This is a genomic window from Burkholderiales bacterium (assembly GCA_015075645.1).
Classification (GTDB): domain Bacteria; phylum Pseudomonadota; class Gammaproteobacteria; order Burkholderiales; family Casimicrobiaceae; genus VBCG01.
On sequence record JABTUF010000002.1, the window covers coordinates 45,590 to 69,796 of the forward strand.

Sequence of the window (24,207 nt, forward strand, 5' to 3'; positions counted from 1 at the left end):
CGCTCGGAGATCACGCCGTCGTGGGCTTGTTCTTGTTGTTCCAGCGCCGCCCGCGGCCGCCCGGCGCAGAGTCCGGTTCGGCGGTCTTGAGCCGCGTGTGCGCGAGCACGCCGGCCTGCTCGAGGATCGGGTAGGCGATCGAGCACACGTGCGAGTTGATGCGCTTCATGTCCGAGATGAGGTCGAGGTGGAGCGAGGAGGTCTCGATGCTCTCGACCGTGTTGCCGGCGAGGCGGCCGAGGTGCGAGTCGGCGTAGGCGCGCTCGAGGTCGCGGAACAGCACCTTCTGGGCGAGCAGTTCCTGCGCGCTCTTGAGGTCGCCGTTCAGGAACACGCTCATGCCGAGGCGCAGGTTGGAGACGAGCCGGGCATGGAGGTCGCAGATCTCGGCCATGCCGGCTTCGGAGAAGCTGCGGCCTTTCTCGATCTTCTTCTCCTCGACGTCGGACAGGATGCGTTCGATGATGTCGCCGACCTGCTCGAGGTTGATCGTCAGCGAGACGATGTCGGCCCAGCGGCGACCCTCCTTCTCCTCGAGCGCCTCGCGGGAGATCTGGGTCAGGTACAGCTTGATCGCGGTATAGAGCGAGTCCACGACGTCGTCCATGTCGCGCAGGCGGCGGGCGAGCGCGCTGTCGTTGGTCTTCAGCACGGTCAGCGTCCCGGTCAGCATCTGCTCGACGACATCGCCGATGCGGATCGCCTCTCGGGCCGCGTTGCTGATCGCGAGCGTCGGCGTCTCCAGCGCCGACGGGTCGAGGAACCGCGGTTTCGAGGGGTCGTCCTCGATCGGCTTCGCCGGCAGCAGGCGCTCGGCGACGTGCGCGATCTTCTCGGTCCAGAAGATGAACGCGAGCGCGATGCCCAGGTTGAACACGACGTGGAAGGCCACGACCTCCTGGCTGGGGTTGAGGGCCATCCTCTCGACCAACCGCTGGATCGAATCCACCAGCGGAATCGCGATCGCGCAACCGATCAGCTTGAACAGGAAGTTGCCGAGCGTGACGCGGCGCGCCTCCGGAGGGGAACTCAGCGTCGAGAGCATGCCGAGCGCGCCGCTGCCGAGGTTGGCGCCGAGCACGAGGCCGAGCGCGACCGCGGGGCTTATGACCCCGAGGTGCGCGAGCGTCGCGACGAGCAGCACGACCGCGAGGCTTGAATAGCACAGGATGGTCACCAGCGCGGCGACGAGCACGTCGAGGAGGACGTCGCCGGTGAGCGAGGCGAACAGCACCTTGACGCCGGCGGCGTCGACGATCGGCTGCGCGGCCACGCGGATCCACTGCAGCGCGAAGAGGATCAAGCCGAGTCCGATCAGGACGCGGCCGAAGCGGCCGGCGTTGGTCGACTGCCGCGCGAGGAACAGGACCACGCCGGAGAAGATGAGGAGCGGTGCGAGCCACGAGAGGTCGAACGACAGGACCGCGGTCACGATCGACGTGCCGACGTCGGCGCCGAGCATCACCGCGAGGGCGCTCGTCGTCGTCACGAGGCCCTGGCCGGCGAAGGCGGCGACGATCAGCGCGGTGGCGGTCGAGCTCTGGATCAGCCCGGTGACGCCGACGCCGGCCGCGAAGGCCGCGATGCGGTTCCGCGCGACGCTCTTGCGCAGGATGCGCCGCAGGTCCCCGCCGTACAGCCGCAGGATGCCGGTGCGCACGATGTGCGTGCCCCAGACGAGCAGCGCGACGCCGGCGAGGAGATTGAGGAGTGTCTGCATGGTGCCGGTCAGGCCGTTGCGGCCGACTCGACCTCGCCGATCACGGTTTCGAGGATGTCGAGCGCGCGATCGAGATCGCCTTCTCCGATCACGAGCGGCGGCGAGAGCGTGACGACGTTGCCCTGTCCGATCTTGAACGACAGGCCACGCGCGAGGCAGCCGTACATCACGCGCTCGGCCTCGTCGCGCGCGGGCGAACCGTCGGGCCGGACGAGTTCGACGCCCAGCAGCAGGCCGACGCCGCGCACCTCGCCCACGAGGCGATGGCGGGACTCGAGCGCGCGCAGGCGTTCCATCGCGCGGGCGCCGAGGCTCCGGGCGCGCTCGAGCAGCCGTTCGTCCTCGATCACGTCGAGCGTCGCGAGCGCCGCGGCGCATCCGACCGAACTCTTCTCGTGCGTGTAGTGGCCGAGCGCACGGTCGCCGGCGAGGTCGAGGTCGCGGCGCGCGATCAACGCCGCCATCGGGAACACCGCGCCGCCCAGGCCCTTGCCGAGCACGACCATGTCGGGAACGATGCCGTAGCGCTCGAACGCGAACATCGTCCCGGTGCGTCCGAGCCCGATCGGCACTTCGTCGAGGATCAGAAGGGCCCCGTGGCGGTCGCAGGCCGCGCGCAGGCGGCGGTAGTAGGACTCGGGCGGGATCTGCACGTCGGTGCAACGCACGGTTTCGACCACGACCGCGGCGACGTCCTGTTCCCTGCCCAGCACGTAGTCGACGTAGTCGGCGCAACTGGCATCGCAAATCCCGCCGCAGCGGAAGCGGCAGGCGTGCGGGTCGCAGGGCGGGACGTGCTCCGCGCCGGGCATGAGCGGGCCCATGTCGCGGCGGAAGATCGCCTCGCCGCCGATCGAGATCGCGTCGAGCGAGGCGCCGTGGAACGCATCCCACATCGAGACCGTCTTGTGGCGTCCGGTCGCGAGGCGCGCGAGCTTGAGCGCCATGCCGATCGCGAGCGTGCCGCCCGGCGCGAGCAGCACCTTGCCGAGCGGATCGGGGGCGAGCGCGCAAAGCCGCTCGGCGAGTTCGACCGCCGTCGCGTTGGTGAAGCGGCGCGGCGAGAACGGCAGCGTGTCGAGCTGGCGCTTGACCGCGTCGATCACGCGCGGATGGCGGTAGCCGACCTGGTGGACGTTGTTGCCGTGGAAATCCATGAAACGGCGGCCGTCCGCGTCGGTCAGCCAGATGCCGTCGGCCTCGACCAGCGCGTCGAAGCAGGGCGTGGACAGCGACTGATGCAGGTAGGCCGCCGCGTCACGGTCGAGCAGCGCGCGGGTGGCGCCGCGCACGTGGTCGCGTTCCCACGCCTGCCGCAGCGGCGAGAGGTTCACGTCCCCCTCGCTCGTGTCCGGGACGCGTGTTGCCTGCCGCGGGACCGTGCGCGTGCCGTCCGCCGCGGGATGGTCGGCAGCGACGGATCTGTCTACCACGGCAGCGAATAGGTCTTGACGTTGGTGAAACTCTTCATCGACTCCTGCACGCCCTCCTTGTAGCCCAATCCCGAGTCCTTGATGCCGCCGAACGGCGTGAGTTCGAGCCGGTAGCCCGGCACCTCGCGGACGTTCACCGTGCCGACGTTCAGTTCCCGCACGAACCGCGTGATGTAGTCGAGGCGGTTGGTGCACACCGCCGAGGATAGACCGTACGGGGTGCCGTTGGAAATGGCGATCGCGTGCGCGATGTCGCGGAAGCGGATGACCGGTGAGACCGGGCCGAAGGTCTCGGTCGCCACGACGTTCATCGCCGGGTCCACGCGGTCGAGGACGGTGGGCGAGTAGACCGCGCCATGCCGGACGTTGCCGACGAGGAGCCGCGCGCCCCGGGCGACCGCGTCGTCGACCCGGGCCTCGAAGCCCTTCGCGGCGGTCTCGTCGATGACCGTACCCATCTCGAGCGCATCGTCCATCGGGTCGCCGTACGACCAAGCCTTCGTCCGGGCGACGAGCCGCTCGACGAACGCGTCCGCGACCTTCTCGTGGACGAGCATCCGCTTCACCGCCGTACAGCGCTGGCCGGAGTTCTTGTACGAGCCCGCCGCGGCGAGCGCGGCAGCCTCGTCGAGGTCGGCGTCCTCCATCACGATGATCGGGTCGTTGCCGCCGAGTTCGAGGATCTGCCGCTTGTAGACCGCCTTGGCGGCGATGTACTTGCCGACCGGGACGCCGCCGGTGAAGGTCACGAGATCGACGTCGGGGTTGACCAGCATCTCGTCGGCGATCTCTCGCGGGTCCCCGGTGACCACCTGGAACATCTCGGGAGGCAGGCCGGCCTCGTAGAGGATGTCGGCGAGCAGGATCGCGGAGAGCGGCGTCTTCTCGGCGGGCTTCAGCACCATCCGGTTGTTGGTCGCGATCGACGGCGCGACCTTGTGCGCGACCTGGTTCAGCGGATGGTTGAACGGCGTGATCGCGCTGATGACGCCCAGCAGCGGCTCGCGCAGCGTGTAGACCTTGCGCGACTTGCCGTGCGGCGTGAGGTCGCAGCTGAACACCTGACCGTCGTCGGCCAGCGCCGCGTTGCCGGCGAAGGTGAACACGTCGCAGGCGCGCCCGACCTCGTAGCGCGAATCCTTCTTGCCGATCCCGCATTCCGCGGTGATCAGGTCGGAGATCGCCTCGGTGCGCGAGCGAATCAACTCCGTGGCGCGCCTGCAGATGTCGTAGCGCTGGAAGCGCGAGAGTGTCGGCTTGTACGCGCGCGCGATCGCGAAGGCGCGGCGCACGTCCTCGACCGCGGCTTTGGGGACGGTGCCGATGACCGCCCCGGTGTACGGGTTGTCCACGTCGAGCGTGCGCACGCCGCCCGCGCGCGCGCCGCCGATGCGCATCTTCTCGCGGAGGACGTGGCCGTCGCGCACGCCGGCGAGTTCCGCCATCATGTTCATGCGACCCGCTCCAGGCGATTGAGCGCGAGGTCGAACGCGTCGAAGTTGCGCCAGCGCCGCTCGGGCAGCGCGTGCGCCGGACGGTTGGCGATCAGCGGAACCTGCTGCTCGGACACGCCGCCGTGCGAGCGCAGCGGCGCGTCGAGACCCGACAGGTCGTGTTTCGTGCGGCCGGTCCCGAGCGCCCACAGCCGTTCGGACACCACGACGATGTCGCCGACGCGGTCGGGCGGCAGTTCGAAGCGCCGGCACGCCTCGTCGCGTCCATTCACCTGCAGGATGCCCGGCACCGAGCGCAGGCGCACTTCGCAATCGCCGACGCTCTCCTGCGGCAGGTAGATCGTCGCGAACGACCCGAGCGCGCCGTGGTGCACGACGTAGGGGTCGGTGATCGGCAGGATGACGCGGGCCGCGCCGGGCCCGTACCAGTGGTCGACGAGGTCCTGCAGGAACACGATGTTCGGCCGGCCGAACGCGTCGGTCTTCGCGTTCATGCCGTGGTCGGCGGTCAGCACCACCGTGGCGCCGAGGCGGTCGAGCTTCTCGAGGTAGCCGTCCATCATCGCGATGAACGCGTTCGCGCCGGGCGTGCCCGGGGCGTGCTTGTGCTGCACGTAGTCGGTGGTCGACAGGTACATGAGGTCGGGGCGCCGCTGTTCCATGAGCGCGACGCCCGAGGCGAACACGAACTCGGAGAGCGCGGCGCTGTACACCGAGGGAAGCGCCATGCCCGTGAGCGACATCGCGTCCTCGATGCCGTTGTCCTGCCGCGTGACCTGGTCCGCCTTCTCGGAGGAGAAGCAGATGCCGTTGAGCTCGTGGCCGAGCAGCGCGCGCAGCTTGTCCTTCGCGGTCACGACGGCGACCTTCGCGCCCGCGTCCGCGAACGCGGCGAGCAACGTGCGGCTGCGCAAGTACTTCGGGTCGTTCATCATCACCTCGGCCTGCAGGTCGCGGTCCCAGAAGTAGTTGCCGCAGATGCCGTGGACCGAAGGAGGCGCGCCGGTGACGATCGACAGGTTGTTGGGGTTGGTGAACGAGGGCACCACGCAATCCGCGGTGAGGCAGGTGCCGCGGCCGACGAGGCCGGCGAGCCAGGGCGCGGCGCCGGCCCCGATCGCGAGGTTCAGGTAGTCGGGCTCGCAGCCGTCGACGCACACGACGACGACCGGGCCGCGGGGGGGGTGGTAGCTGCGTCCGTTCAGCGAGACGGGATTCATGGAAGGTCGGGGGATCGGGTGAGGGTCGCCGCGCGCGCCTCACGCGGACGTGCGGTTGCGCTCTGTCCAGGTGGCGACGTGCGCGGAATCGTTGCTTCGGTGCATCCGTTCGCGGCTCGCGAGGACATGGTCTCGCATGAGGCGCCCGGCGGCGGCGGCCTGGCCCGACGCGATGCAGTCGACGATCGCTCGATGCTCGGAGAGCGAGCGCATCGAGTTGCCTTCGCCTTCGAGCGTGGTGCGACGGTACAGCGACAGCTCGTTGACGAGGCGGCGGTAGAGGGCGGCGAGCTTCGCGTTGCCGGCGAGTTCGATCACGCGATCGTGGAACGCCAGGTTCGCCCGGTGATAGGCGTCGAGGTCGTTGGCCGCGATGGCGCGTTCCATCCGGTCGACCCGCGAACGGAGGTCCGCGACATCGAGCGCGCCGGCCTGCTCGGACGCGCGGCGTCCGGCGAACTCGTCCAGGACGGCGCGCAACTCGTAGATCTCGTCCGCCTCCGCGACGCCGATCTGCCGGACGAACACGCCCCGGTTCTTCTCGAGGCGGACGAGGCCGGCGGCTTCGAGCGCACGGAAGGCCTCGCGCACGGGGCCGCGCGACACGCCGAGCATCTCCGCGACGTCGGCCTCGTTCAGCTTGGCGCCGACCGCGAGTTCGCCCGAAAGGATCATCCGCTCGATTTCGCGCTGCGCCAGCGTCGGCAGCGAGCTGGATCGCACCAGCGCCAGCGTGTCGGTCGCGTCGCGTGCGGCTTCGCGCGGGCGTTCGGGTGTCTTGGGCATGTTGCCTATTGGAATCGTCCGGGTGTAGATTGTCAACAATCTGCAAAACCGAAAGGGGCGCTGCGATGCAATATGCGAACCGGGCCGCGGCGCCGACGACCGCGCCAGGTTGGCCGGCCCCGTCCCTCGCCGACCGGGCAGGCCGCGGATGAACGGTCCGCGTTGCCCGCTCGTGGCTCCCCGCGTAGCATTCGCGCTGATCGTCCTGCCCGCAGCGACGGGCGCCGCCGTCGCAATCCCTTCGAGAATCCGAGGAGCACACCGATGAAACCCGCACGACCCCTGGGCTGGCTCTTGTCCGCGCTGGCCGCGTCGACGTTCGCCGTTGCCGGCGCCGCGACCGCGCAGAAGACCGAACTGCTCGTCTACACCGCGCTCGAAACCGACCAGATCAAGGCCTACGAGCAGGCGTTCACCAAGGCGCACCCCGACATCGCGATCAAGTGGGTGCGCGATTCGACCGGCGTCATCACGTCGAAGCTCCTCGCCGAGAAGGCGAATCCGCAGGCCGATCTCGTCGTCGGCGTGTCGGCCTCGAGCCTCGCCGTGTTCGACAACGAAGGCATGCTTCTGCCCTACGCGCCGAAGGGGCTGGACAAGATCTCGGCCAAGTACCGCGATCCGAAGAATCCCCCGGCGTGGGTGGGGATGGACGTCTACGGGTCCGCCATCTGCTTCAACACGGTCGAAGCGCAGAAGCAGGGCCTCCCGAAGCCCTCGACCTGGAGGGACCTGCTGAAACCGGTCTACAAGGGCAAGATCGTGATGCCCAATCCCGCGTCGTCGGGCACCGGCTACCTCGACGTGGCCGCCTGGATCCAGATGTGGGGCGAGGCCGAGGCCTGGAAGTACATGGACGGATTGCACCAGAACATCGCGCAGTACACGCACTCGGGCAGCAAGCCCTGCCGGCAGGCCGGCGCGGGCGAGTTCCCGATCGGGCTCACCTTCGAGTACCGCGCGGTCACCACGAAGAAGTCCGGCGCGCCGATCGACATCATCTTCCCGACCGAGGGCCTGGGCTGGGACCTCGAGTCGTCGGGCATCATGAAGAACACCAAGAAACTCGACGCCGCGAAGAAGCTGATGGACTGGCTCGCGACTCCCGAGGCGATGGAGCTGTTCTCGAAGAACTTCGCGGTGGTGGCGGTGCCCGGCATCGCGAAGCCGCTGGACTACGTGCCGGCGGACTACGAGCAGCGCCTGACGAAGAACGATTTCGCGTGGTCGGCGAAGAATCGGGACAAGATCCTCGCCGAGTGGACCAAGCGCTACGACGCGAAGTCCGAGAAGAAGTAACCGCAAGACGGGCCGGGCGTCCCGCGGCCGCGGGACGCCCGTTTCGCTTCCATCGCCGACACCGGGACCGCACGTGGCCGACGCGAACGCGCGCTACCTCGAACTGACCGGCATCCGCAAGAGCTTCGGGCGCTTCGAGGCGCTGAAGGGCGTGTCGCTCGACGCCGCGCGCGGAGAACTCATGGTGTTCCTCGGGCCCTCGGGCTGCGGGAAGACGACGCTCCTGCGCATCGTCGCCGGCCTCGAGCACCAGGACGAGGGCCGCATCGTCCAGGACGGCCGCGACATCACGCGGCTGCCGGCGATCCGGCGTGACTACGGCATCGTGTTCCAGTCGTATGCGCTGTTCCCCAACCTGACGGTCGCCGACAACGTCGCCTACGGGCTCGTCAACCGGCGCACCGCGCGCGACGCCGTTCGCTCGCGCGTCGCCGAACTGCTGAAGCTGGTCGGCCTGCCCGACGCCGGTCCCAAGTATCCCGGGCAGCTCTCGGGCGGGCAGCAGCAGCGGATCGCGCTGGCGCGGGCGCTCGCGACCGCGCCGGGGCTGCTGCTGCTCGACGAGCCGCTCTCCGCGCTCGACGCGCTGGAGCGTGTGCGGCTGCGCGGCGAGATCCGCGCGTTGCAGCAGCGGCTCGGCGTCACGACGATCATGGTCACGCACGACCAGGAGGAGGCGCTGTCGATGGCCGACCGCGTCGTCGTGATGAACGCCGGCTGCATCGAGCAGGTCGGTACGCCGCGCGAGGTCTACGAGCGGCCCGCCACGCCGTTCGTCGCGGACTTCGTCGGCAAGATCAACGTGCTGCCGGCGGTCGCCGAGGGAGCAGGGCGGTACCGGGTCGGCAGCGTGATGCTCGCGGCCGAGCGGGCCGACGTCGCGCCTGGCACGCCGGTCAAGCTCTACCTCCGCCCGGAGGAGATCGGCGTTCATGTCAATGGCCATGCCGCGGCCGACGCGCTGGCGGCGAAGGTCGCGAAGGTCGAGTTCCTCGGCGCGTTCTGCATGGTCGGCATCGCGCTCGATGCCGAGGGCACGCCCGCGTTGATCGCGAGCGTGCCGCGCCAGCAGGTGGATGCGGGCAGGCTCGAGCCGGGTTCGGCGGTGCGGGTGAGCCTGCCCGCGTCGGCCATGCGCGTCCTGTCCTGACGTGGCCACGCCTGCCGTCGCCCTGCCTCCGGGCCGGTTCGCGGTGGCGGGCCCGACGATGCATTGGCACGACCGGCTCGCGCAGGGCCTCCTCGTCGTGTGCTGCGCCGCGCTCGCGCTGTGCCTGATCGGGCCGCTCGCGATGATCCTGGTGAAGAGCGTCCAGGACAAGGACGGCGCGTTCATCGGCTTCGCGCTGTTCCGCGAGTACTTCGCGACACCCGCCCTGCAGCAGTCGGTCTGGAACACGCTTTGGGTCGCGACCACGGTGACGCTCGTCACCGTGCCGCTCGCGTTCGCCTACGCCTACGCGCTCACGCGCTCGTGCATGCCGGGCAAGACGGTCTTCCGCGTGATCGCGCTGACGCCGATCCTCGCGCCGTCGCTCATGTCGGCGATCTCGTTCATCCAGTGGTTCGGCACGCAGGGCCTGCTCAAGGGGCTCCTGTTCGGCGCTTCGGTCTACGGCCCGATCGGCATCATCCTGTCGTCCGTCTACGCGACCTTTCCGCATGCGCTGATGATCGTGCTGACCGCGCTGCTGCTCGCCGACGGCCGGCTCTACGAGGCCGCCGAATCGCTGCGCACGCCGACCTGGCGGCGGTTCTTCACGATCACGCTGCCGGGCGCCAAGTACGGCCTGGTCAGCGCGACGATGGTGGTGTTCTCCTACACGGTCAGCGACTTCGGCATCCCGAAGGTGATCGGCGGCAGTTTCGACGTGCTCGCGATCGACATCTTCAAGCAGGTGATCGGCCAGCAGAACTTCAACAAGGGCGCGGTGGTGAGCCTGGTGCTGCTGCTCCCGGTCCTGTTCGCGTTCACCGTCGACTGGATCATGCGGCGGCGCCTGCAGGCCCAGTTCTCGTCGCGGGCGGTGCCCTACGTTCCGAGGCCGTCGCCGGGTTTCGACCGGGCGATGCTCGCCTTCTGCTCGCTGGTGGCGCTCTTCCTGCTCGCCGTGCTCGGCATGGCGGTCTACACGTCGTTCATCAAGCTCTGGCCCTACGACCTGTCGTTCAGCCTGCGCCACTACGTCTACGGGCTGATCGACGCGGGCGTGATCGTCGACTACTTCAACAGCCTGAAGATGGCGTTCTATTCGGCGCTCTTCGGCACCGTGTTCATCTTCGCCGTCGCCTATCTGCTGGAGAAGACCCGCGGCATGGCGACCCTGAAGGGATTCGTGCGGCTCGTCGCGACCATCCCGATGGCGGTGCCGGGCCTGGTGCTGGGCCTGGGCTACATCTTCTTCTTCAACCACCCGGACAATCCGTTGAACGGGCTCTACGGCACGATGACGATCCTCGTGCTCTCGACGATCGTCCACTACTACACGTCGAGCCACATGACCGCGGTCACGGCGCTGAAGGCGATGGACGACGAGTTCGAGTCGGTGTCGGCCTCGCTCAAGGTGCCGTTCTACCGGACCTTCTTCCGCGTGACGGTGCCGGTGTGCCTGCCGGCGGTCCTCGACATCGGCCGCTACCTGTTCGTCAACGGCATGGTGACGATCTCCGCGGCGGTCTTCCTCTACGCGCCCGACACGCGCGTCGCCTCGGTGGCGATCCTCAACATGGACGAGGCGGGCGAGATCGGCGCCGCGGCGGGCATGGCGACGCTGATCGTCGCGTCGTCCACCGCGGTGTGCGTCCTCTACGCGATCGTCACGCGGGTGCTGCTCCGCCGCACCCAGGCCTGGCGCGCGGCCGCGCGGACCTGACTTTCCCGGAGAACATCGACATGGCGAACCAATCCCGCGATCCGATCCTGCTCACCCCCGGACCGCTCACGACCACGCTCGAAACCAAGGCGGCGATGCTGCGCGACTGGGGCTCGTGGGATGCCGCGTTCAACGCGGTCACGGCGAAGGTCCGCGCGCGCGTGCTCGACATCGTCAACGGCCACGCGACCCACGTCTGCGTGCCGATGCAGGGCAGCGGCACCTTCTCGGTGGAGGCCGCGGTCAATTCGCTCGTGCCGCGCGACGGCCACCTGCTCGTGCTGGTGAACGGGGCCTACGGCAAGCGCATGGCGAAGCTCGCGCAGATGATGGGGCGGCGCGTCTCGGTGTTCGAGACCGCGGACGACGTGCCGACGACCGCCGAGGACGTCGATCGGCTGCTCGGCAAGGACGCATCGATCACCCATGTGGGACTCATCCACTGCGAGACCTCGACCGGGATCGCAAATCCGCTCGCCGGCATCGCGTCGGTGGTGGCGCGCCACGGCCGGCGCCTCCTGGTCGATGCGATGAGTTCGTTCGGCGCGCTGCCGATCGACCTCGCGGCCACCCCGATCGACGCGGTGATCGCGGCGTCCGGCAAGTGCATCGAAGGCCCCCCCGGCATGGGCTTCGTCGTCGTGCGGCGCGCGACGCTGGAGGGCTGCGAGGGCCGGTCGAGTTCGCTCGCGCTCGACCTCTTCGACCAGTGGACCTACATGGAGAAGACGACGCAATGGCGCTACACGCCGCCGACGCACGTCGTCATGGCGTTCCATGCGGCGCTCGAACAGCATGCGGCCGAAGGCGGCCAGGCCGGGCGGCTCGCACGCTACACGGCGAACGGTGCGGCGCTCGTCGCCGGCATGAAGGCGATGGGGTTCCGCGTGTTCCTCGATCCGGCGATCCAGGCGCCGATCATCTACACGTTCCATGCTCCGGCCGATCCCGCCTACGAATTCAAGCGGTTCTACGCCGAGGTGCGGGAACGCGGCTTCGTCCTCTATCCCGGCAAGCTCACGCAGCTCGAGACGTTCCGCGTCGGTTGCATCGGCGCCATCGGGCCCTCCGAGATGCACCTGGCGACGCTCGCGATCGGCGATGCGTTGCGCGCGATGGGCATCCGCACGGTGACGCCGTCCTCGGCGCGCGTCGCCGCGTAGCCTCCGCTGTGGGTCGGGCTTCAGCCCGACGGGGTTGGGGCTTGGGCACTGTGGGTCGGGCTCCAGCCCGACGGGAGCCCCGCTGTGGGTCGGGCTTCAGCCTGACACCGAGGACGCTCACCGGCGCTCGATGCGCCGCCCCGGGAGTCGCCGGCGCGTCTGTCCTTTGCGTCCTGATTGATTCCTGATCCCTGATGTCGGCCTGAAGGCCGACCCACCGACGCCGCTCAACGCCCCTCGCCGCACAGCGCCGCGAGCCACGAGTAGAACGGGTCGTCGGCGTCGATCGCGCCGAGGCGGATGAGCGCGTCGAGGGCGACGAGGCTCGCATCGGCCGTCACGACCTCGTCGCCGTCGTCGTTCGCGAGGAGCGCGGCGACACGATCGAGCGGAACCAACCGGTGTTCGACCGCCTCGCCGTCCTGGTTCGCCGGGACGAATCCGCGCGGCAGCCAGAGATCGTGCACGTGGATCGTCTCGTGCTGCACGCCGTCCGGCTGCAGCCTGCGGATCGTGACGACGCCCTCGGGTCGTGCCTGCGCCGCCAGGGCTGCGTCGATGCCGGCTTCTTCCCAGGCCTCCTTCGCGAGCATGGCGGCGACGCTCGCTCCCGCGGCGACGCCGCCGCCGACGAGGTTGTCGAGCAAGCCCGGATCGATCGCCTTCGCGGGGCTGCGCCGCGCGACCCACATCGAGGCGCGCGCGCCTTCGTCGACGAGGCCGTTCACGTGGACCGCCGCCGTGTGCACGCCGAAGTAGCGCGCCGCGGCGCGTTCCAGCAGGAAGGCGACCGGTCCGCCGGCCCCGGCACGAACGTCGTAGCGTTCGTCGCGCCACGCGCTGAGCGCACCCTCGGACGCGAGCGTCCGGGCGACGCGCGCCATCGCCGCGGTGCGATCGTCGGCGGTCCTGCAGGTGGCGGTGAACGCGACCCGCCGCTCGTCGATCTCGAAGACGTCGTCGAACGCCGCGATGCGTCTGGCACGTTCGACCGTGAGTTCGCCGACGGTGAAGCCGTCGACGTCGAACGGAACGAGCGGGACCGGTGGTGGCGCGAACGCGCGGGCGAGCCGCGCGTGGAGCGCGGGTAGAATGCGGGCCTCGATCACGAGCCCATTGTAGCGATGCCGCGCGATCCGTTCCGCCGCAGGAGACCCGTACGATGACCGCCCGGATCCTCGACGGCAAGGCGGTCGCGGCCGAGGCGACCGACGGCGTCCGCGTCGCGGTGGCCACGCGCGTCGCGTCCGGACGGTCCGCGCCGGGCCTGGCGGTCGTGCTGGTCGGCGAGAACGCGGCGTCGCAGGTCTACGTGCGCAACAAGCGCAGGACGACCGAGGCCGTGGGCATGCGCTCGTTCGCCTACGATTTCCCCGCGACCGTGCCCGAACCGGAGTTGCTCGCGCTGATCGATCGCCTCAACGCCGACTCCGCGGTCTCCGGCATCCTCGTGCAGCTACCGCTGCCTGCGCACATCGACCCGGAGCGAATCACCGAGCGGATCGATCCGGGGAAGGACGTCGACGGCTTCCATCCGTACAACGTCGGGCGGCTCGTGCTGAAGCGACCGACGCTGCGCCCCTGCACGCCGCTCGGGTGCATGAAGCTCCTCGAGAAGACCGACGAGCCGCTCGCGGGCAAGCACGCGGTGGTCATCGGCCAGTCGAACATCGTCGGCCGCCCGATGGCGCTCGAACTGCTGATGGCGCGCTGCACGGTCACGATCTGCCACTCGGCGACGCGCGACCTGCCTGGCGTCGTGCGGCAGGCCGACATCGTCGTGGCGGGCGTGGGCAGGGCGAAGTTCGTCGCCGGCGACTGGATCAAGCCGGGCGCCATCGTGATCGACGTCGGCATCAATCGCGGCGACGACGGCAAGCTCGTCGGGGACGTGGACTTCGATGCCGCGCGAGCGCGCGCATCCTGGATCACGCCGGTGCCCGGCGGGGTGGGGCCGATGACGATCGCGATGCTGCTCGCGAACACGCTGCGGGCGGCAGAGCTGTGCGAGAGGTCGCGTCAGGCTGAAGCCTGACCCACGTGAGGCTCGGAGGCATCGGAGACCCTGTGGGTTCGGCTTCAGCCGAACGCCTTTCGTCGACATGCACGCTGGCGGCGGTACCCCGCCGCAGGCCGAATCACCCCCCGCGCAGGTGCCAGGCCTTCGGCCGCGTGAACGTCTGGATGCCGTAGGTCGACAGCGTGAGTCCGATGCCGGAATGCTTGACGCCCGACCAGGGCAGGCGCGGGCTCACGCGGTCGCAGCAGTTCCAGTAGACCGATCCGGCTTCGAGCTTCGCCATGATCGCCTTCGCGCGCTTCGCGTCGCTCGTGTAGACGCCGGCGGTCAGGCCGTACTCGGAGTCGTTCATCCGCGCGAGCGCCTCGTCGTCGTCCGCGACCGTCTCGATGCCGATGATCGGGCCGAAGCTCTCGTCGCGCATCACCGCCATCGTCGAATCGACGCCGGTGAGCACGGTGGGCTCGAAGCGGTTGCCCTTGCCGGGCAGCGGCTTGCCGCCGAGGAGCAGCGTCGCTCCCTTCTTCTTCGCGTCGGCGACCTGCCTCTTCAGCACGTCGAGCTGGGGCTTGCGCGTGATCGCGCCGATGTAGGTGGCCTCGTCCATCGGATCGCCGATCCGGAAGCTCGCGACCTCCTCGACGAACGCCTCGATGAAGGGCTTCGCGATCGCCTCGTGCACGTAGACGCGCTCGACCGAGCAGCACGACTGGCCGGTGTTGTAGAACGCTCCGTCGGCAACGGCAGCCGCGGCTGCCTGAATGTCGACGTCCTCGCACACGTAGACCGGGTCCTTCCCGCCCAGTTCGAGCTGGACCTTCACCATCCGCTTGCCCGCCGCCGCGGCGATCTTCTGCCCGGTCGGGTAGGACCCGGTGAAGAACACGCCGTCGACCGGCTGCTTCAGCAGCGCGGCGCCGACGTCCCCCGCACCGATCACCGGGAGGAACACGTCGTCGGGAACGCCCGCCGCATGCAGCATCTCGGCGATGGCGAGGCCGGTCAGCGTCGCGTACTCGGACGGCTTGTAGAGGATCGCGTTGCCCGCGATGAGCGCCGGGACGAAGACGTTGCCGCCGACGAAATACGGGTAGTTCCACGCGGAGATGTTCGCGATCACGCCGAGAGGTTCGTGGCTGATGCGCTCCTCGAGCTTGCCGCCCCTGTCCTCGAACACCTTCTCGTCGCGCAACGTCTTCGCCGACTGCGCGAGGAAGAAGTCGATCCGGCCGAGGAGCCCCTTGATCTCGTTTCGCGACTGGCGGATCGGCTTGCCGACCTCCTGCGTGAGCGTCTTCGCGAGCTCGTCCTCGCGCGCGACCAGTGCCGCGCGGAACTTCGCGATCGCGTCGAGACGCTTCTTCATCGGCACGGCGGCCCAGCGCGGCTGCGCGGCGCGCGCCCGCGCGTACTTCGCGGCCACCGAGCGGGCGTTGTCGGCGGGAACGTCGGCGATCGTGGCGCCGGACCAGGGATTGACGATCTTCATAGGGCGTAGGCGGCGGACTTGTGGTTGCGCGCGTGGCGCAGGAAATCGTCGAGGATCGGGCGGTCGTCGATGTACGAGCGATCGCCCTCGGGGTGGAATTCGGGATGCCACTGGACGCCGAACACGTAGGACGGGCCGCTCCAGCGGATCGCCTCGGCGATCCGGTCGGGCTCCGACCACGCCTCGACGGTGAGCTTGCGTCCGAGGTCCTTCACCGCCTGATGGTGGATCGAGTTGGTCTTCACGACGGAAATACCCGGGTAGAGCTTCGCCAGCGGCGTATCGGGCACGATCGAGACGGCGTGCGTGTTCTGCTCGTAGATCTCCCAGTTGCGGTGGACCAGCGCGTTCGGGAGCTGGCTGCCGATGTCCTGCCACAGCGTGCCGCCCATCGCGACGTTGATGACCTGCGCGCCGCGGCAGACGCCGAGGACCGGCTTGTGCAGCTTCACGAACGCGTTCATGAGCCCGATCTCGTACTCGTCGCGGATGCGGTCGCCGTTCCACTCGGGGCGCAACGCCTTCTCGCCGTAGGTCTCGGGGCACACGTCCGAGCCGCCCATCAGCACCAGTCCGTCGAGTTCGCGCGCGTAGGCGTCGAGCGTGACGCGCGAGGTCTCGCGGCGCGTGCGCCCGTCGGGCGAGGGGATCATGAACGACAGCACGTCGCGCTGCATCAGCCAGTGCGCGACGTTCTGCTCGATGTACTGCAGCGTCATCCCCTTGAAGATCGCGCGCTTCGGATCCTCGTGGAAGAACGACGCGGAGATGCCGATCTTGACCATGTCGGGGATCATCGGGTCCTCCGGTCAGAGCGCGCTCGCGAACAGCGCCTCGAAGTCCGCCTTGCCGCACTTGCGCGGATTGGTCTGGTGGCAGAGGTCGGCGAACGCGACCTCGACCAGTCGCGGGATATCGGCGCGGGTCACCGGCCGGCCGCCCGCGATCTGCGAGAGCTTCGCGGGAATGCCGATCGAAGCCTTGAGTTCGCGCAGCCACGGCAGGAACGACGCGGCGCGGGCCTCTTCGCTGCCCGACGCGGCGCCCGGCGCGCCGCACACCCGTGCGAGTTCGGCCATCTTCGCGACCGCGGAGGGCAGGTTGAAGCCCATCACGTGGTCGATCATCACGCCGTTCGCGAGCCCGTGGTGCAGGTCGGCGACGGTGGAGAGCGCGTGCGCGCACGAATGGACCGCGCCCAGGTCCTTCTGGAACGCGATCGCGCCCATCATCGAGGCCATCAGCATCTCGCCGCGCGCGTGCAAGTTCGCGCCGTCGCGAACGGCCGTCGGCAGCGCACGCGCCGCGATTCTCGCCCCTTCGAGCGCAATGCCGTCGCACAGCGGATGGTAGGCCGGCGAGAGCCAGGACTCGACGTTGTGGGTGAGCGCGTCCATCCCGGTCGCGGCGGTCACCGCGGGGGGCAGGCCGACGGTGAGTTCGGGATCGGCGAACACCTGCTTCGCGAGGATCTTCGGCGAGAACACGATCCGCTTGACGTGCGTGTCGTCCTCGGACACGACCGCCGAGCGGCCGACCTCGGAACCGGTGCCCGCGGTCGTCGGCAGCGCGACGAAGTACGGCAGCGCGTCGGGAATCGGGCGGACCTGCGGATGGTCCCAGGCGTATTCGAGCGCGCTGCCGCCGCCTTTCGCCACGGCGCCGACGATCTTCGCGACGTCGAGCGCCGCGCCGCCGCCCAGGCCCACGACGGCGTCCGCGCGGTGGGCGAGGAACGCGGCGGCCCCGGCGTTCGCCTGGGCCACGGTCGGATTGCCCCAGATGCCGTCGAACACGGCGGCCTCGAGTCCCGCGTGCCGGAGCGATTCGACGAGCGACTTCGCAACCGGGAGCGCCGCGAGCGCGCGGTCGGTGACCACGAGCGGGCGCGCGATGCCGTGCTCCCGCAGATGCGGTCCGACGAGCTTCGCTGCGCCGGGGCCGAAGGTGATCGCGGTGGGGAAGGAGAACTTGTCGAGGGTCATGTCGGTCAGGTGACGCGCACGAGGCGCAGTTCGAGGATGTCGTTGGGCCACATCGCGGCCTCGATGCCCGGCCGCATTGCCCAGGCGAGCGTGCGCCGGTAGAGCGGGACGAGCGGCAGGTCGGCGTGGAGGATGGCGAGCGCGTCGCGCACCAGCGCGCGCCGCGCTTCGATCGAAGGGGCGATGCGGATGGCGTCGATCGTCGCATCGAGCTTCGGGTTCACGTAGCGGCCGGCGTTGAACGTGCCGGTGCCCGCAGCGTCGAACGAACGCACGGTCGAGTTGAGCATCGTCCAGGCGTCGGTCGTCGGCGTCCAGCCGAACTCGAACAGCGACGACTGCGCCTGCGTGAGCTTGGGGAAGAACTGCGCGGCCGGGGCGGTCGCGAGGCTCACCTTGATGCCGACCTGCGCGAGCATGCCGGCGATCGCCTGGCAGGCGGCCGCGCGCCAGGTGATCGACACGCAGTCCATGCCGACGCTGAAACCCTCGGCCCAGCCCGCGTCCTTCAGCAGCGCGCGCGCCTTCGCCGGATCGTAGGCGAGCCTCCGGTCGAGCGCGGGGTCGTAGCCGTCGACGAGCCTCGAGACGAACGAGCCGATCGGCGTGCCCTGGCCGCGCAGCACCTTGGCGACGATCGCGTCGGTGTCGATCGCGTGCGCGACCGCCTGGCGCACGCGCAGGTCCCGGAACGGATTGCGGCCCTTCGCGTCCGAGCCCGGCAACTCCGCGCGCGCCTGGTCGAAGCCCAGGTACTGGGTGCCGATATCGGCCGTCTCGGTGATCCGGAAGCGCGGATCCTTCTTCAGTCGCCCGACGTCCTGGAACGGCGGGTCGATCACGAAATCGACCTGGCCCGACGCGAGCGCCGCGAGCCTCGTCGCGTCCGAACCGATGACGAGGAACACCGCTTCGTCGACGTTGCCGCGCTTGCCCCACCACTCAGGATGCGCGACCAGCACGACGCGGTGGTCGGACTCGTAGGACTGGAGCTTGTAGGGCCCGGTCCCGTTGGCGTGGCGTACCGCCCAGGTCTCCTGCTTCGCGTTGTAATCCTGCGGCTTGAGGACGTCGTGCTTCGCGGCCCAGGCCTTGCTCATCATCCCGATGAAGATGAGCTTCTCCGGCAGCACGACGTCGGGCGCGGCTAGCGCGACATCGATCGTGTGGTCGTCGACCTTCCGGACCGCGGTCACGCCGCGCAACTGGAACGCCCGCTGCGAGTTTTTCGCGAGCGCGCGCTCGATCGAGAACACGGCGTCGTCGGCGGTGAACGGAGCGCCGTCGTGGAAGCGCACGCCCGGTCGCAGCCGGAAGCGCCAGGTGCGCGCGTCGACCGCCTGCCAGGAGAGCGCGAGCGAAGGCTCCAGCCGGAAGTCGCGGTCGCGGTTGACGAGCGATTCGTAGATCTGGGTGACGACGCGCGAATGGTAGAGCAGGGCGAGTGCATGCGGGTCGAGCGACTGCGGGTCGTTCGCGCTCGCGATGCGCAGCGTCGCCGCCGGGGCGATCGGCGCGGCGGCGAGGGCCGCGGCCGCGAGCAGCGCGCCGGCCAGCCGGACCGTGTGCCGCACGACGCGCATCAGACGATCTCGAAGTAGCGCTTCAGTTCCCAGTCGGTCACCGCGTCCTGCCACTGCCGGTGCTCCCATTCGCGCGTCGCCGCGAAGTGGTCGACGAACTCGTCGCCGAACCAGTCGCGCGCGAGTTCGGACGCGCGGAAAACCCTGGTGGTCTCGGCGAGCGAGCGCGGCGCCCGCGGGATGTGTTCGGCGCCCTTGTTCGTCCCCTCGATCGGCGGGACGGTGAGCTTCAGCTTCTTCTCGATGCCGTGCAGTCCGGCGGCGACGCAGGCGGCGAGCGCGAGGTACGGATTGACGTCCGCGCCCGGGCAGCGCGTCTCGAGCCGGGTCGACTTGGCGCTTCCCGGGATCACGCGGAAGCTCACCGTGCGGTTGTCGATGCCCCAGGTCGGTTTGACCGGCGCCCAGAATCCGTCGACCAGGCGCTTGTAGCTGTTGACCGTCGGCCAGAACATCGGGGCGAACGCGAGCAGCGTGTCGACCTGACCGGCGAGATAGCTCTCGAAGAGCTTGCTCATGCCGGCGCGGCCCTTGGGATCGTGGAACACGTTCTTCGAGCCGTCCGAGAGGCTCTGGTGGACGTGGCCCGAACAGCCCGGGTAGTGCTGGCTCCACTTCGCCATGAAGCTCGGCATGATTCCGAAGCGCGCGCCGATCTCCTTCGCGCCGGTCTTGAAGAGCACCGCGCGATCGCCTGCCTCCAGCGCGTCCGAATAGGCGATCGCCGCTTCGTACACGCCCGGACCGGTCTCGGTGTGCAGGCCCTCGATCGGCACGCCGAACGCGGCGAGTTCGGAAAAGAGCGCGTTGAAGTAGTCGCGCGCGTGGCTCGCGCGAAGGAGCGAATAGCCGAACATGCCCGGCGTGATCGGTTCGGGGCCGACGCCTTTCTTCGCCGCCCAGGTCTGCGGCGTCTCGGCGAAGTTGAAGAACTCGAACTCGAGCGAGCACATCGGCTTCAGCCCGAGCCGCTCGCCGCGCGCGAGCACGCGCTTCAGCACCTGGCGGCCGTCGAGCGGGTAGGGGACCTCGCGACCGTTCTCGATCCGCACGAAGTTGCCGAGGAAGAAGTCGATCCCGCCGTCCCAGGGGACGTTGCGGTGGGTCGCGAGGTCGAGCCGCACCATCGCGTCCGGATAGCCCTTGTGCCAGCCGGTCGTCGTCGTGTTGTCGTAGCAGACGTCGTGCATGTCCCAGCCGTAGACGACGTCGCAGAAGCCGAACCCGCCTTCGAGCGCCGAAGCGAACTTGTCCTTGTGCAACACCTTGCCGCGCAGGATGCCGTCGATGTCGGACACGGCGACCTTGACGCCGGGCGTGGGGGACTTCATCACGTCGGCGAGCACGGCCTTGGGATTGCGCGCTACGGGCATCGGCTTCTCCAGGGGAACGGGCGGGGCAGGGCGGAAGCGCCGGATTCTAGCGCAGCGGGGCGTTCGAGCCCCAGGGGAGAGCGGCCCGTGCATGGCAGAATCGGCCCGGCGACCGGCGATGCCTTCCCTCCGACACCTCGTGGCGTTGCACCTCGCCGTCGCGCTGTTCGGCCTGGCGGGCCTGTTCGGCGCCTGGCTCGCGCTCCCGCCGGTCGTGATCGTCTTCGGACGAACGACGATCGCCGCCGCGGCACTTACGCTCGTCGCCGTCGCGATGGGCGAACTGCGCCGGCCGGCGCCCGGCCTCGCGGCGAACGGTCTCGTCCTCGCGCTGCACTGGGTCGCGTTCTTCGCGGCCGTGCAGGACGCCGGCGTGGCGGTCGGCTTGATCGGGTACGCGAGTTTCCCGCTGTTCACCCTCATCCTGGAGCGCGCGACCGGCGAGCGGCGCGGGCGCGGCCGCGACTGGGCCGTCGCCGTCCTGGTCGTCGCGGGCCTCGTGCTCACCGTGCCGCGCATCGACGTTCGTGACGCCGCGGTTCGCGGTCTCGCGTGGGGCGTCCTCTCGGGTGCGACCTTCGCCTGGCTCGCGGTCCGCAATCGCCGTTACGCCCGCACGGTCGCGGCGCGTTCGATCGCGCTGTGGCAGAACGCATTCGCGGCGGCCGTGCTCGTGCCGGTGCTCGCGTGGTGGCCTGCGGGTGTCCGGTGGCCGACACCCGCGGAACTGGGACTGCTGCTCATCCTCGGGCTCGGCTGCACGGCGCTCGCCCACACGCTCTTCGTCGCGGCATTGGCAGGGGTAACGGCCCATGCGGCGAGCGTCGTGGCCGCACTCGAGCCGGTCTACGGCATCGCGCTCGCCGCGGTCCTCGTCGGGGAACGGCCGACCGCGGCGATGCTCGCCGGGTGCGGCCTGCTCGTGATCGCCGCGCTCGTCGCGTCGCGCGACGCTGCCGCGTCGCGGGGCGGGCCAGCCGGTACAATCGCGCCTTGAGCGGCGTCATCCGCCGTGCCACCGCGCGCTCGCGCGCCTACGCATGACTGCTCCCTCGATCGGACTCGTCGGGCTCGGCCGCATGGGCGGGAACATGGCGCGGCGTCTTTCCCGCGGCGGCATCCGCGTGGTCGGGCACGACGCGACGCCCGGCGCCGCCGATGCACTCGCTGCTGAAGGCGTGCTGTCCGCGGCATCGTCGCCCGCCGCGCTGGTCGACGCCCTGCCGGCCCCGCGGGTCGTGTGGACGATGGTGCCCGCGGGCTCGGCGACCGAGACCACGATCGCGACGCTCTCCGCGCATCTCGCCCCGGGCGACACGATCGTCGACGGCGGCAACGCCAACTACCGGGATTCGCAGCGGCGCGCGCAGGACCTCGCGGCGCGCCGGCTGCTGTTCGTCGATTGCGGCGTTTCCGGAGGCGTGTGGGGCCTCGCGAACGGCTACACGCTGATGTTCGGCGGCTCGGCCGAGGGCGCGCGCGCGGTCGAGCCGTTCGTCCGCGTGCTCGCGCCCGCGCCCGATGCGGGCTGGATGCACTGCGGCCCCGCCGGCGCCGGACATTTCGCCAAGATGATCCACAACGGGATCGAGTACGGGATGATGCAGGCGTATGCCGAAGGCTTCGCGCTCCTGAAGGGCAAGCGCGAGTTCGGCATCGACGTCGCGCGTCTCGCCGAGACCTGGCGCCGCGGGAGCGTCGTGCGATCCTGGCTCCTCGACCTGACCGCCGAGTTCCTCGCGAGCGACGCCGACCTCGACGCGATCGCGCCGCACGTCGCCGACTCCGGCGAAGGCCGCTGGACCGTCGCCGAGGCCATCGAGCAGGGCACGCCCGCGCCGGTGCTCGCCGTCGCGCTGATGAACCGGTTCGCGAGCCAGGGCAAGGGCGATTACGCGAACCGGATGCTGGCGCGGATGCGGCAGGCGTTCGGCGGTCACGCGGTCCAGGGCGCCGGCGCGGGTCCGAAGCGATGATCGTCGTCATGATGGGCGTGACCGGCTGCGGCAAGAGCACGGTCGGTGCGGCGCTCGCGTCGCGCCTCGGCTGCCCGTTCCTCGACGCCGACGACTTCCATCCTCCGGAGAACGTCGCGAAGATGGCGTCGGGAACGCCGCTCACCGACGAAGACCGCTGGCCCTGGCTCGACCGCCTCGCGACCGAGCTGCGCGCGATCGACGCGGGCGGAGGCAGCGCGGTGCTCGCCTGCTCGGCGCTCAAGGCGGCGTATCGGGCGCGCATCGCGGCGGGATCGGCCGTCCGTTTCGTCCACCTGATCGGCGACCAGGCGACGATCGCCGCGCGGCTCGCCGTCCGCAAGCATCGCTACATGCCGGCATCGCTCCTGGCGAGCCAGTTCGCGACGCTGGAGGCTCCGGACGATGCGCTCGACATCGATGTGACCCTGCCCCTCGAGGCCCAGGTCGATGCCATTTGCGCCGCCTTGGCTTGCCCACCGGCCACGAAGGCGACCCACGCATGAGCGACGCACCTCGATCGATGAAGCCCGAGACCGAAGTCGTCCACCTCGGACGCGAACCGGCGAAGCACCTGGGTGCGGTCAACACGCCGGTCTACCGGGCCTCGACGATCGTCTTCCCGACGCTCGACGTGCTCGAAGCCTCGGCGGAGGGACGCCATCCGGGCATCGGCTACGGCCTGCACGGCCTGCCGACGGTCACCGACCTGCAGGCGGCGGTGGCCTCGCTCGAGGGCGGCGCGCGCGGATTCGCGGTGCCGAGCGGGCTCGCGGCGACGACGCTGCCGCTCCTCGCGCTGCTGTCGCAGGGCGACCGCGTGCTCATCACCGATTCGGTCTACGGGCCGACGCGCCGCTTCGCCGCGAACCACCTGGTGCGCAACGGCATCGAGGTCGCGTTCTACGACCCGCTCGCCGGGGCGGCGATCGAAGCGCAGATGACTCCGAACACGCGCGTCGTGTTCACCGAGTCGCCGGGGTCGCTGTCGTTCGAAGTGCAGGACATCCCCGCGATCGCCGAGATCGCGCACCGGCACGGCGCGTTCGTCGTGCTCGACAACTCGTGGGCGACGCCGCTCGGCTTCCGCGCGTTCGACCACGGCGTCGACGTGTCGGTACACGCGGGCACCAAGTACCTCGGGGGACATTCCGACGTGCTGCTGGGCGTGATCGTCTGCAACGAGGCGACCGCGGGACCGATGCACCGGCTGTGGACCGACATGGGCGTCGCGGTCTCGTCGGACGACGCCTTCCTGGGCTTGCGGGGCCTGCGCACGCTCGCCGCGCGGCTCGACCGCCATCAGGCGAGCGCGACGAAGGTCGCGACGTGGCTCTCGGGGCGCCCCGAGGTGCGCGAGGTGCTGTATCCGGCGCTGCCCGGCGCGCGCGGTCACGCGCTGTGGCGACGCGACTTCCGCCGCGCGACCGGGCTCTTCTCGGTCGTCCTCGAGCCCGGCCCGCGGCGCGAGTCCCTCGCCGCGATGCTCGACCACATGCGCCTGTTCCGGATGGGCTGGAGCTGGGGCGGCTTCGAGAGTCTGGTCATTCCGACCGACCCCGACCGGCTGCGCTCGGTATCTCGGCTCGAGCCCGGCGGCCCCTGCCTGCGCGTGCACGTCGGCCTCGAGGATCCCGACGACCTGATCGCCGACTTCGAGGACGGCTTCCGGCGCATGGCCGCCGCGTCCTGAAGGCGTGCGGCCGGTCGCCGCGCGTGCGACGCCCTCGCTCGGGCCGCCGAAATCGCGCGCATGCCGCGACGACCGGCGAAGCCGGCAGCGTGCCTCGATTGACGCGCATCAAGTCCCGGCGAACGGCTTCCGGACCCGCG

20 protein-coding genes are annotated in these 24,207 nt (G+C 69.9%); 9 read left to right on the top strand and 11 right to left on the bottom strand.

Annotation, left to right across the window (positions count from 1 at the left end):
• Nucleotides 1-10: 10 nt before the first annotated feature.
• Genes HS109_03685 through HS109_03705 form a run of 5 tightly spaced genes read right to left on the bottom strand, consistent with a single transcriptional unit; the run spans nucleotide 11 to nucleotide 6,613 of the window.
• The gene (locus HS109_03685) at nucleotides 11-1,720 is read right to left on the bottom strand and encodes a Na/Pi cotransporter family protein (protein MBE7521471.1); all 1,710 of its coding nucleotides are present in this window, start codon (nucleotides 1,718-1,720) and stop codon (nucleotides 11-13) included.
• An 8-nt stretch (nucleotides 1,721-1,728) separates the two neighbouring features.
• Complete coding sequence (locus tag HS109_03690) at nucleotides 1,729-3,153, bottom strand: aspartate aminotransferase family protein (GenBank protein ID MBE7521472.1); 1,425 nt, start codon at nucleotides 3,151-3,153, stop codon at nucleotides 1,729-1,731.
• Nucleotides 3,147-4,601, bottom strand: coding sequence for a phosphonoacetaldehyde dehydrogenase (gene phnY, locus HS109_03695; GenBank protein MBE7521473.1), 1,455 nt, complete (start codon nucleotides 4,599-4,601; stop codon nucleotides 3,147-3,149). The genes HS109_03690 and phnY overlap by 7 nt, the downstream gene beginning before the upstream one ends.
• Before the next feature lie 2 nt (nucleotides 4,602-4,603).
• Entirely contained in the window at nucleotides 4,604-5,827 is a 1,224-nt protein-coding gene (gene phnA, locus HS109_03700; GenBank protein ID MBE7521474.1) for a phosphonoacetate hydrolase, read from the bottom strand.
• A gap of 39 nt (nucleotides 5,828-5,866) precedes the next feature.
• A complete protein-coding gene (locus HS109_03705) occupies nucleotides 5,867-6,613 on the bottom strand; it encodes a phosphonate utilization associated transcriptional regulator (GenBank protein ID MBE7521475.1) in 747 nt (248 codons plus the stop codon).
• 264 nt (nucleotides 6,614-6,877) lie between these two features.
• Between HS109_03705 and HS109_03710 the strand changes: the two genes are divergently transcribed.
• The 4 genes from HS109_03710 to HS109_03725 all read left to right on the top strand — a co-directional run bounded on the left by HS109_03710 (nucleotide 6,878) and on the right by HS109_03725 (nucleotide 11,948).
• Nucleotides 6,878-7,912, top strand: coding sequence for a putative 2-aminoethylphosphonate ABC transporter substrate-binding protein (locus tag HS109_03710; GenBank protein ID MBE7521476.1), 1,035 nt, complete (start codon nucleotides 6,878-6,880; stop codon nucleotides 7,910-7,912).
• Nucleotides 7,913-7,985: 73 nt separating this feature from the next.
• Entirely contained in the window at nucleotides 7,986-9,062 is a 1,077-nt protein-coding gene (locus tag HS109_03715) for a putative 2-aminoethylphosphonate ABC transporter ATP-binding protein (protein MBE7521477.1), read from the top strand.
• A 58-nt stretch (nucleotides 9,063-9,120) separates the two neighbouring features.
• Nucleotides 9,121-10,785, top strand: a complete 1,665-nt coding sequence (locus HS109_03720) for a putative 2-aminoethylphosphonate ABC transporter permease subunit (GenBank protein ID MBE7521478.1) — start codon at nucleotides 9,121-9,123, stop codon at nucleotides 10,783-10,785.
• A 20-nt stretch (nucleotides 10,786-10,805) separates the two neighbouring features.
• On the top strand, nucleotides 10,806-11,948 hold the full coding sequence (locus tag HS109_03725; GenBank protein ID MBE7521479.1) for a 2-aminoethylphosphonate--pyruvate transaminase: 1,143 nt from the start codon (nucleotides 10,806-10,808) through the stop codon (nucleotides 11,946-11,948).
• 227 nt (nucleotides 11,949-12,175) lie between these two features.
• On the opposite strand, the gene HS109_03730 is transcribed toward HS109_03725, so the two are convergent.
• Nucleotides 12,176-13,057, bottom strand: coding sequence for a DUF4743 domain-containing protein (locus tag HS109_03730; protein MBE7521480.1), 882 nt, complete (start codon nucleotides 13,055-13,057; stop codon nucleotides 12,176-12,178).
• Between the two features lie 53 nt (nucleotides 13,058-13,110).
• Here HS109_03730 and folD point away from each other — a divergent pair, with 53 nt between their 5' ends.
• A complete protein-coding gene (folD, locus tag HS109_03735) occupies nucleotides 13,111-13,983 on the top strand; it encodes a bifunctional methylenetetrahydrofolate dehydrogenase/methenyltetrahydrofolate cyclohydrolase FolD (protein ID MBE7521481.1) in 873 nt (290 codons plus the stop codon).
• A gap of 103 nt (nucleotides 13,984-14,086) precedes the next feature.
• Here folD and HS109_03740 read toward each other — a convergent pair whose 3' ends face one another.
• From HS109_03740 to HS109_03760, 5 genes are read right to left on the bottom strand one after another with little or no spacing between them, the layout of a single operon-like run.
• Nucleotides 14,087-15,457, bottom strand: a complete 1,371-nt coding sequence (locus HS109_03740) for an aldehyde dehydrogenase family protein (GenBank protein ID MBE7521482.1) — start codon at nucleotides 15,455-15,457, stop codon at nucleotides 14,087-14,089.
• Entirely contained in the window at nucleotides 15,454-16,254 is an 801-nt protein-coding gene (locus tag HS109_03745) for a type 1 glutamine amidotransferase (GenBank protein MBE7521483.1), read from the bottom strand. Before HS109_03745 ends, HS109_03740 begins: the two co-directional genes overlap by 4 nt.
• Nucleotides 16,255-16,266: 12 nt before the next feature.
• Entirely contained in the window at nucleotides 16,267-17,442 is a 1,176-nt protein-coding gene (locus HS109_03750) for an iron-containing alcohol dehydrogenase (GenBank protein MBE7521484.1), read from the bottom strand.
• 5 nt (nucleotides 17,443-17,447) lie between these two features.
• Entirely contained in the window at nucleotides 17,448-19,025 is a 1,578-nt protein-coding gene (locus HS109_03755; GenBank protein MBE7521485.1) for an ABC transporter substrate-binding protein, read from the bottom strand.
• Nucleotides 19,025-20,398, bottom strand: a complete 1,374-nt coding sequence (locus HS109_03760) for a glutamine synthetase (GenBank protein MBE7521486.1) — start codon at nucleotides 20,396-20,398, stop codon at nucleotides 19,025-19,027. Before HS109_03760 ends, HS109_03755 begins: the two co-directional genes overlap by 1 nt.
• A gap of 118 nt (nucleotides 20,399-20,516) precedes the next feature.
• On the opposite strand from HS109_03760, the gene HS109_03765 reads away from it, so the two are divergent.
• Genes HS109_03765 through metC form a run of 4 tightly spaced genes read left to right on the top strand, consistent with a single transcriptional unit; the run spans nucleotide 20,517 to nucleotide 24,067 of the window.
• On the top strand, nucleotides 20,517-21,395 hold the full coding sequence (locus HS109_03765; protein ID MBE7521487.1) for a DMT family transporter: 879 nt from the start codon (nucleotides 20,517-20,519) through the stop codon (nucleotides 21,393-21,395).
• 43 nt (nucleotides 21,396-21,438) lie between these two features.
• On the top strand, nucleotides 21,439-22,374 hold the full coding sequence (gnd, locus tag HS109_03770) for a decarboxylating 6-phosphogluconate dehydrogenase (GenBank protein ID MBE7521488.1): 936 nt from the start codon (nucleotides 21,439-21,441) through the stop codon (nucleotides 22,372-22,374).
• Nucleotides 22,371-22,880, top strand: coding sequence for a gluconokinase (locus HS109_03775; protein MBE7521489.1), 510 nt, complete (start codon nucleotides 22,371-22,373; stop codon nucleotides 22,878-22,880). The genes gnd and HS109_03775 overlap by 4 nt, the downstream gene beginning before the upstream one ends.
• Nucleotides 22,877-24,067, top strand: coding sequence for a cystathionine beta-lyase (metC, locus tag HS109_03780; protein MBE7521490.1), 1,191 nt, complete (start codon nucleotides 22,877-22,879; stop codon nucleotides 24,065-24,067). The genes HS109_03775 and metC overlap by 4 nt, the downstream gene beginning before the upstream one ends.
• The last annotated feature ends 140 nt before the right edge of the window (nucleotides 24,068-24,207 follow it).

Coding starts and splice junctions, on each gene's coding strand:
- HS109_03685 (MBE7521471.1), bottom strand. CDS start 1,720: ATGCAGACACTCCTCAATCTCCTCGCCGGCGTCGCGCTGCTCGTCTGG.
- phnY (MBE7521473.1), bottom strand. CDS start 4,601: ATGATGGCGGAACTCGCCGGCGTGCGCGACGGCCACGTCCTCCGCGAG.
- phnA (MBE7521474.1), bottom strand. CDS start 5,827: ATGAATCCCGTCTCGCTGAACGGACGCAGCTACCACCCCCCCCGCGGC.
- HS109_03705 (MBE7521475.1), bottom strand. CDS start 6,613: ATGCCCAAGACACCCGAACGCCCGCGCGAAGCCGCACGCGACGCGACC.
- HS109_03710 (MBE7521476.1), top strand. CDS start 6,878: ATGAAACCCGCACGACCCCTGGGCTGGCTCTTGTCCGCGCTGGCCGCG.
- HS109_03720 (MBE7521478.1), top strand. CDS start 9,121: ATGCATTGGCACGACCGGCTCGCGCAGGGCCTCCTCGTCGTGTGCTGC.
- HS109_03725 (MBE7521479.1), top strand. CDS start 10,806: ATGGCGAACCAATCCCGCGATCCGATCCTGCTCACCCCCGGACCGCTC.
- folD (MBE7521481.1), top strand. CDS start 13,111: ATGACCGCCCGGATCCTCGACGGCAAGGCGGTCGCGGCCGAGGCGACC.
- HS109_03740 (MBE7521482.1), bottom strand. CDS start 15,457: ATGAAGATCGTCAATCCCTGGTCCGGCGCCACGATCGCCGACGTTCCC.
- HS109_03745 (MBE7521483.1), bottom strand. CDS start 16,254: ATGATCCCCGACATGGTCAAGATCGGCATCTCCGCGTCGTTCTTCCAC.
- HS109_03750 (MBE7521484.1), bottom strand. CDS start 17,442: ATGACCCTCGACAAGTTCTCCTTCCCCACCGCGATCACCTTCGGCCCC.
- HS109_03755 (MBE7521485.1), bottom strand. CDS start 19,025: ATGCGCGTCGTGCGGCACACGGTCCGGCTGGCCGGCGCGCTGCTCGCG.
- HS109_03760 (MBE7521486.1), bottom strand. CDS start 20,398: ATGCCCGTAGCGCGCAATCCCAAGGCCGTGCTCGCCGACGTGATGAAG.
- HS109_03765 (MBE7521487.1), top strand. CDS start 20,517: ATGCCTTCCCTCCGACACCTCGTGGCGTTGCACCTCGCCGTCGCGCTG.
- gnd (MBE7521488.1), top strand. CDS start 21,439: ATGACTGCTCCCTCGATCGGACTCGTCGGGCTCGGCCGCATGGGCGGG.
- HS109_03775 (MBE7521489.1), top strand. CDS start 22,371: ATGATCGTCGTCATGATGGGCGTGACCGGCTGCGGCAAGAGCACGGTC.
- metC (MBE7521490.1), top strand. CDS start 22,877: ATGAGCGACGCACCTCGATCGATGAAGCCCGAGACCGAAGTCGTCCAC.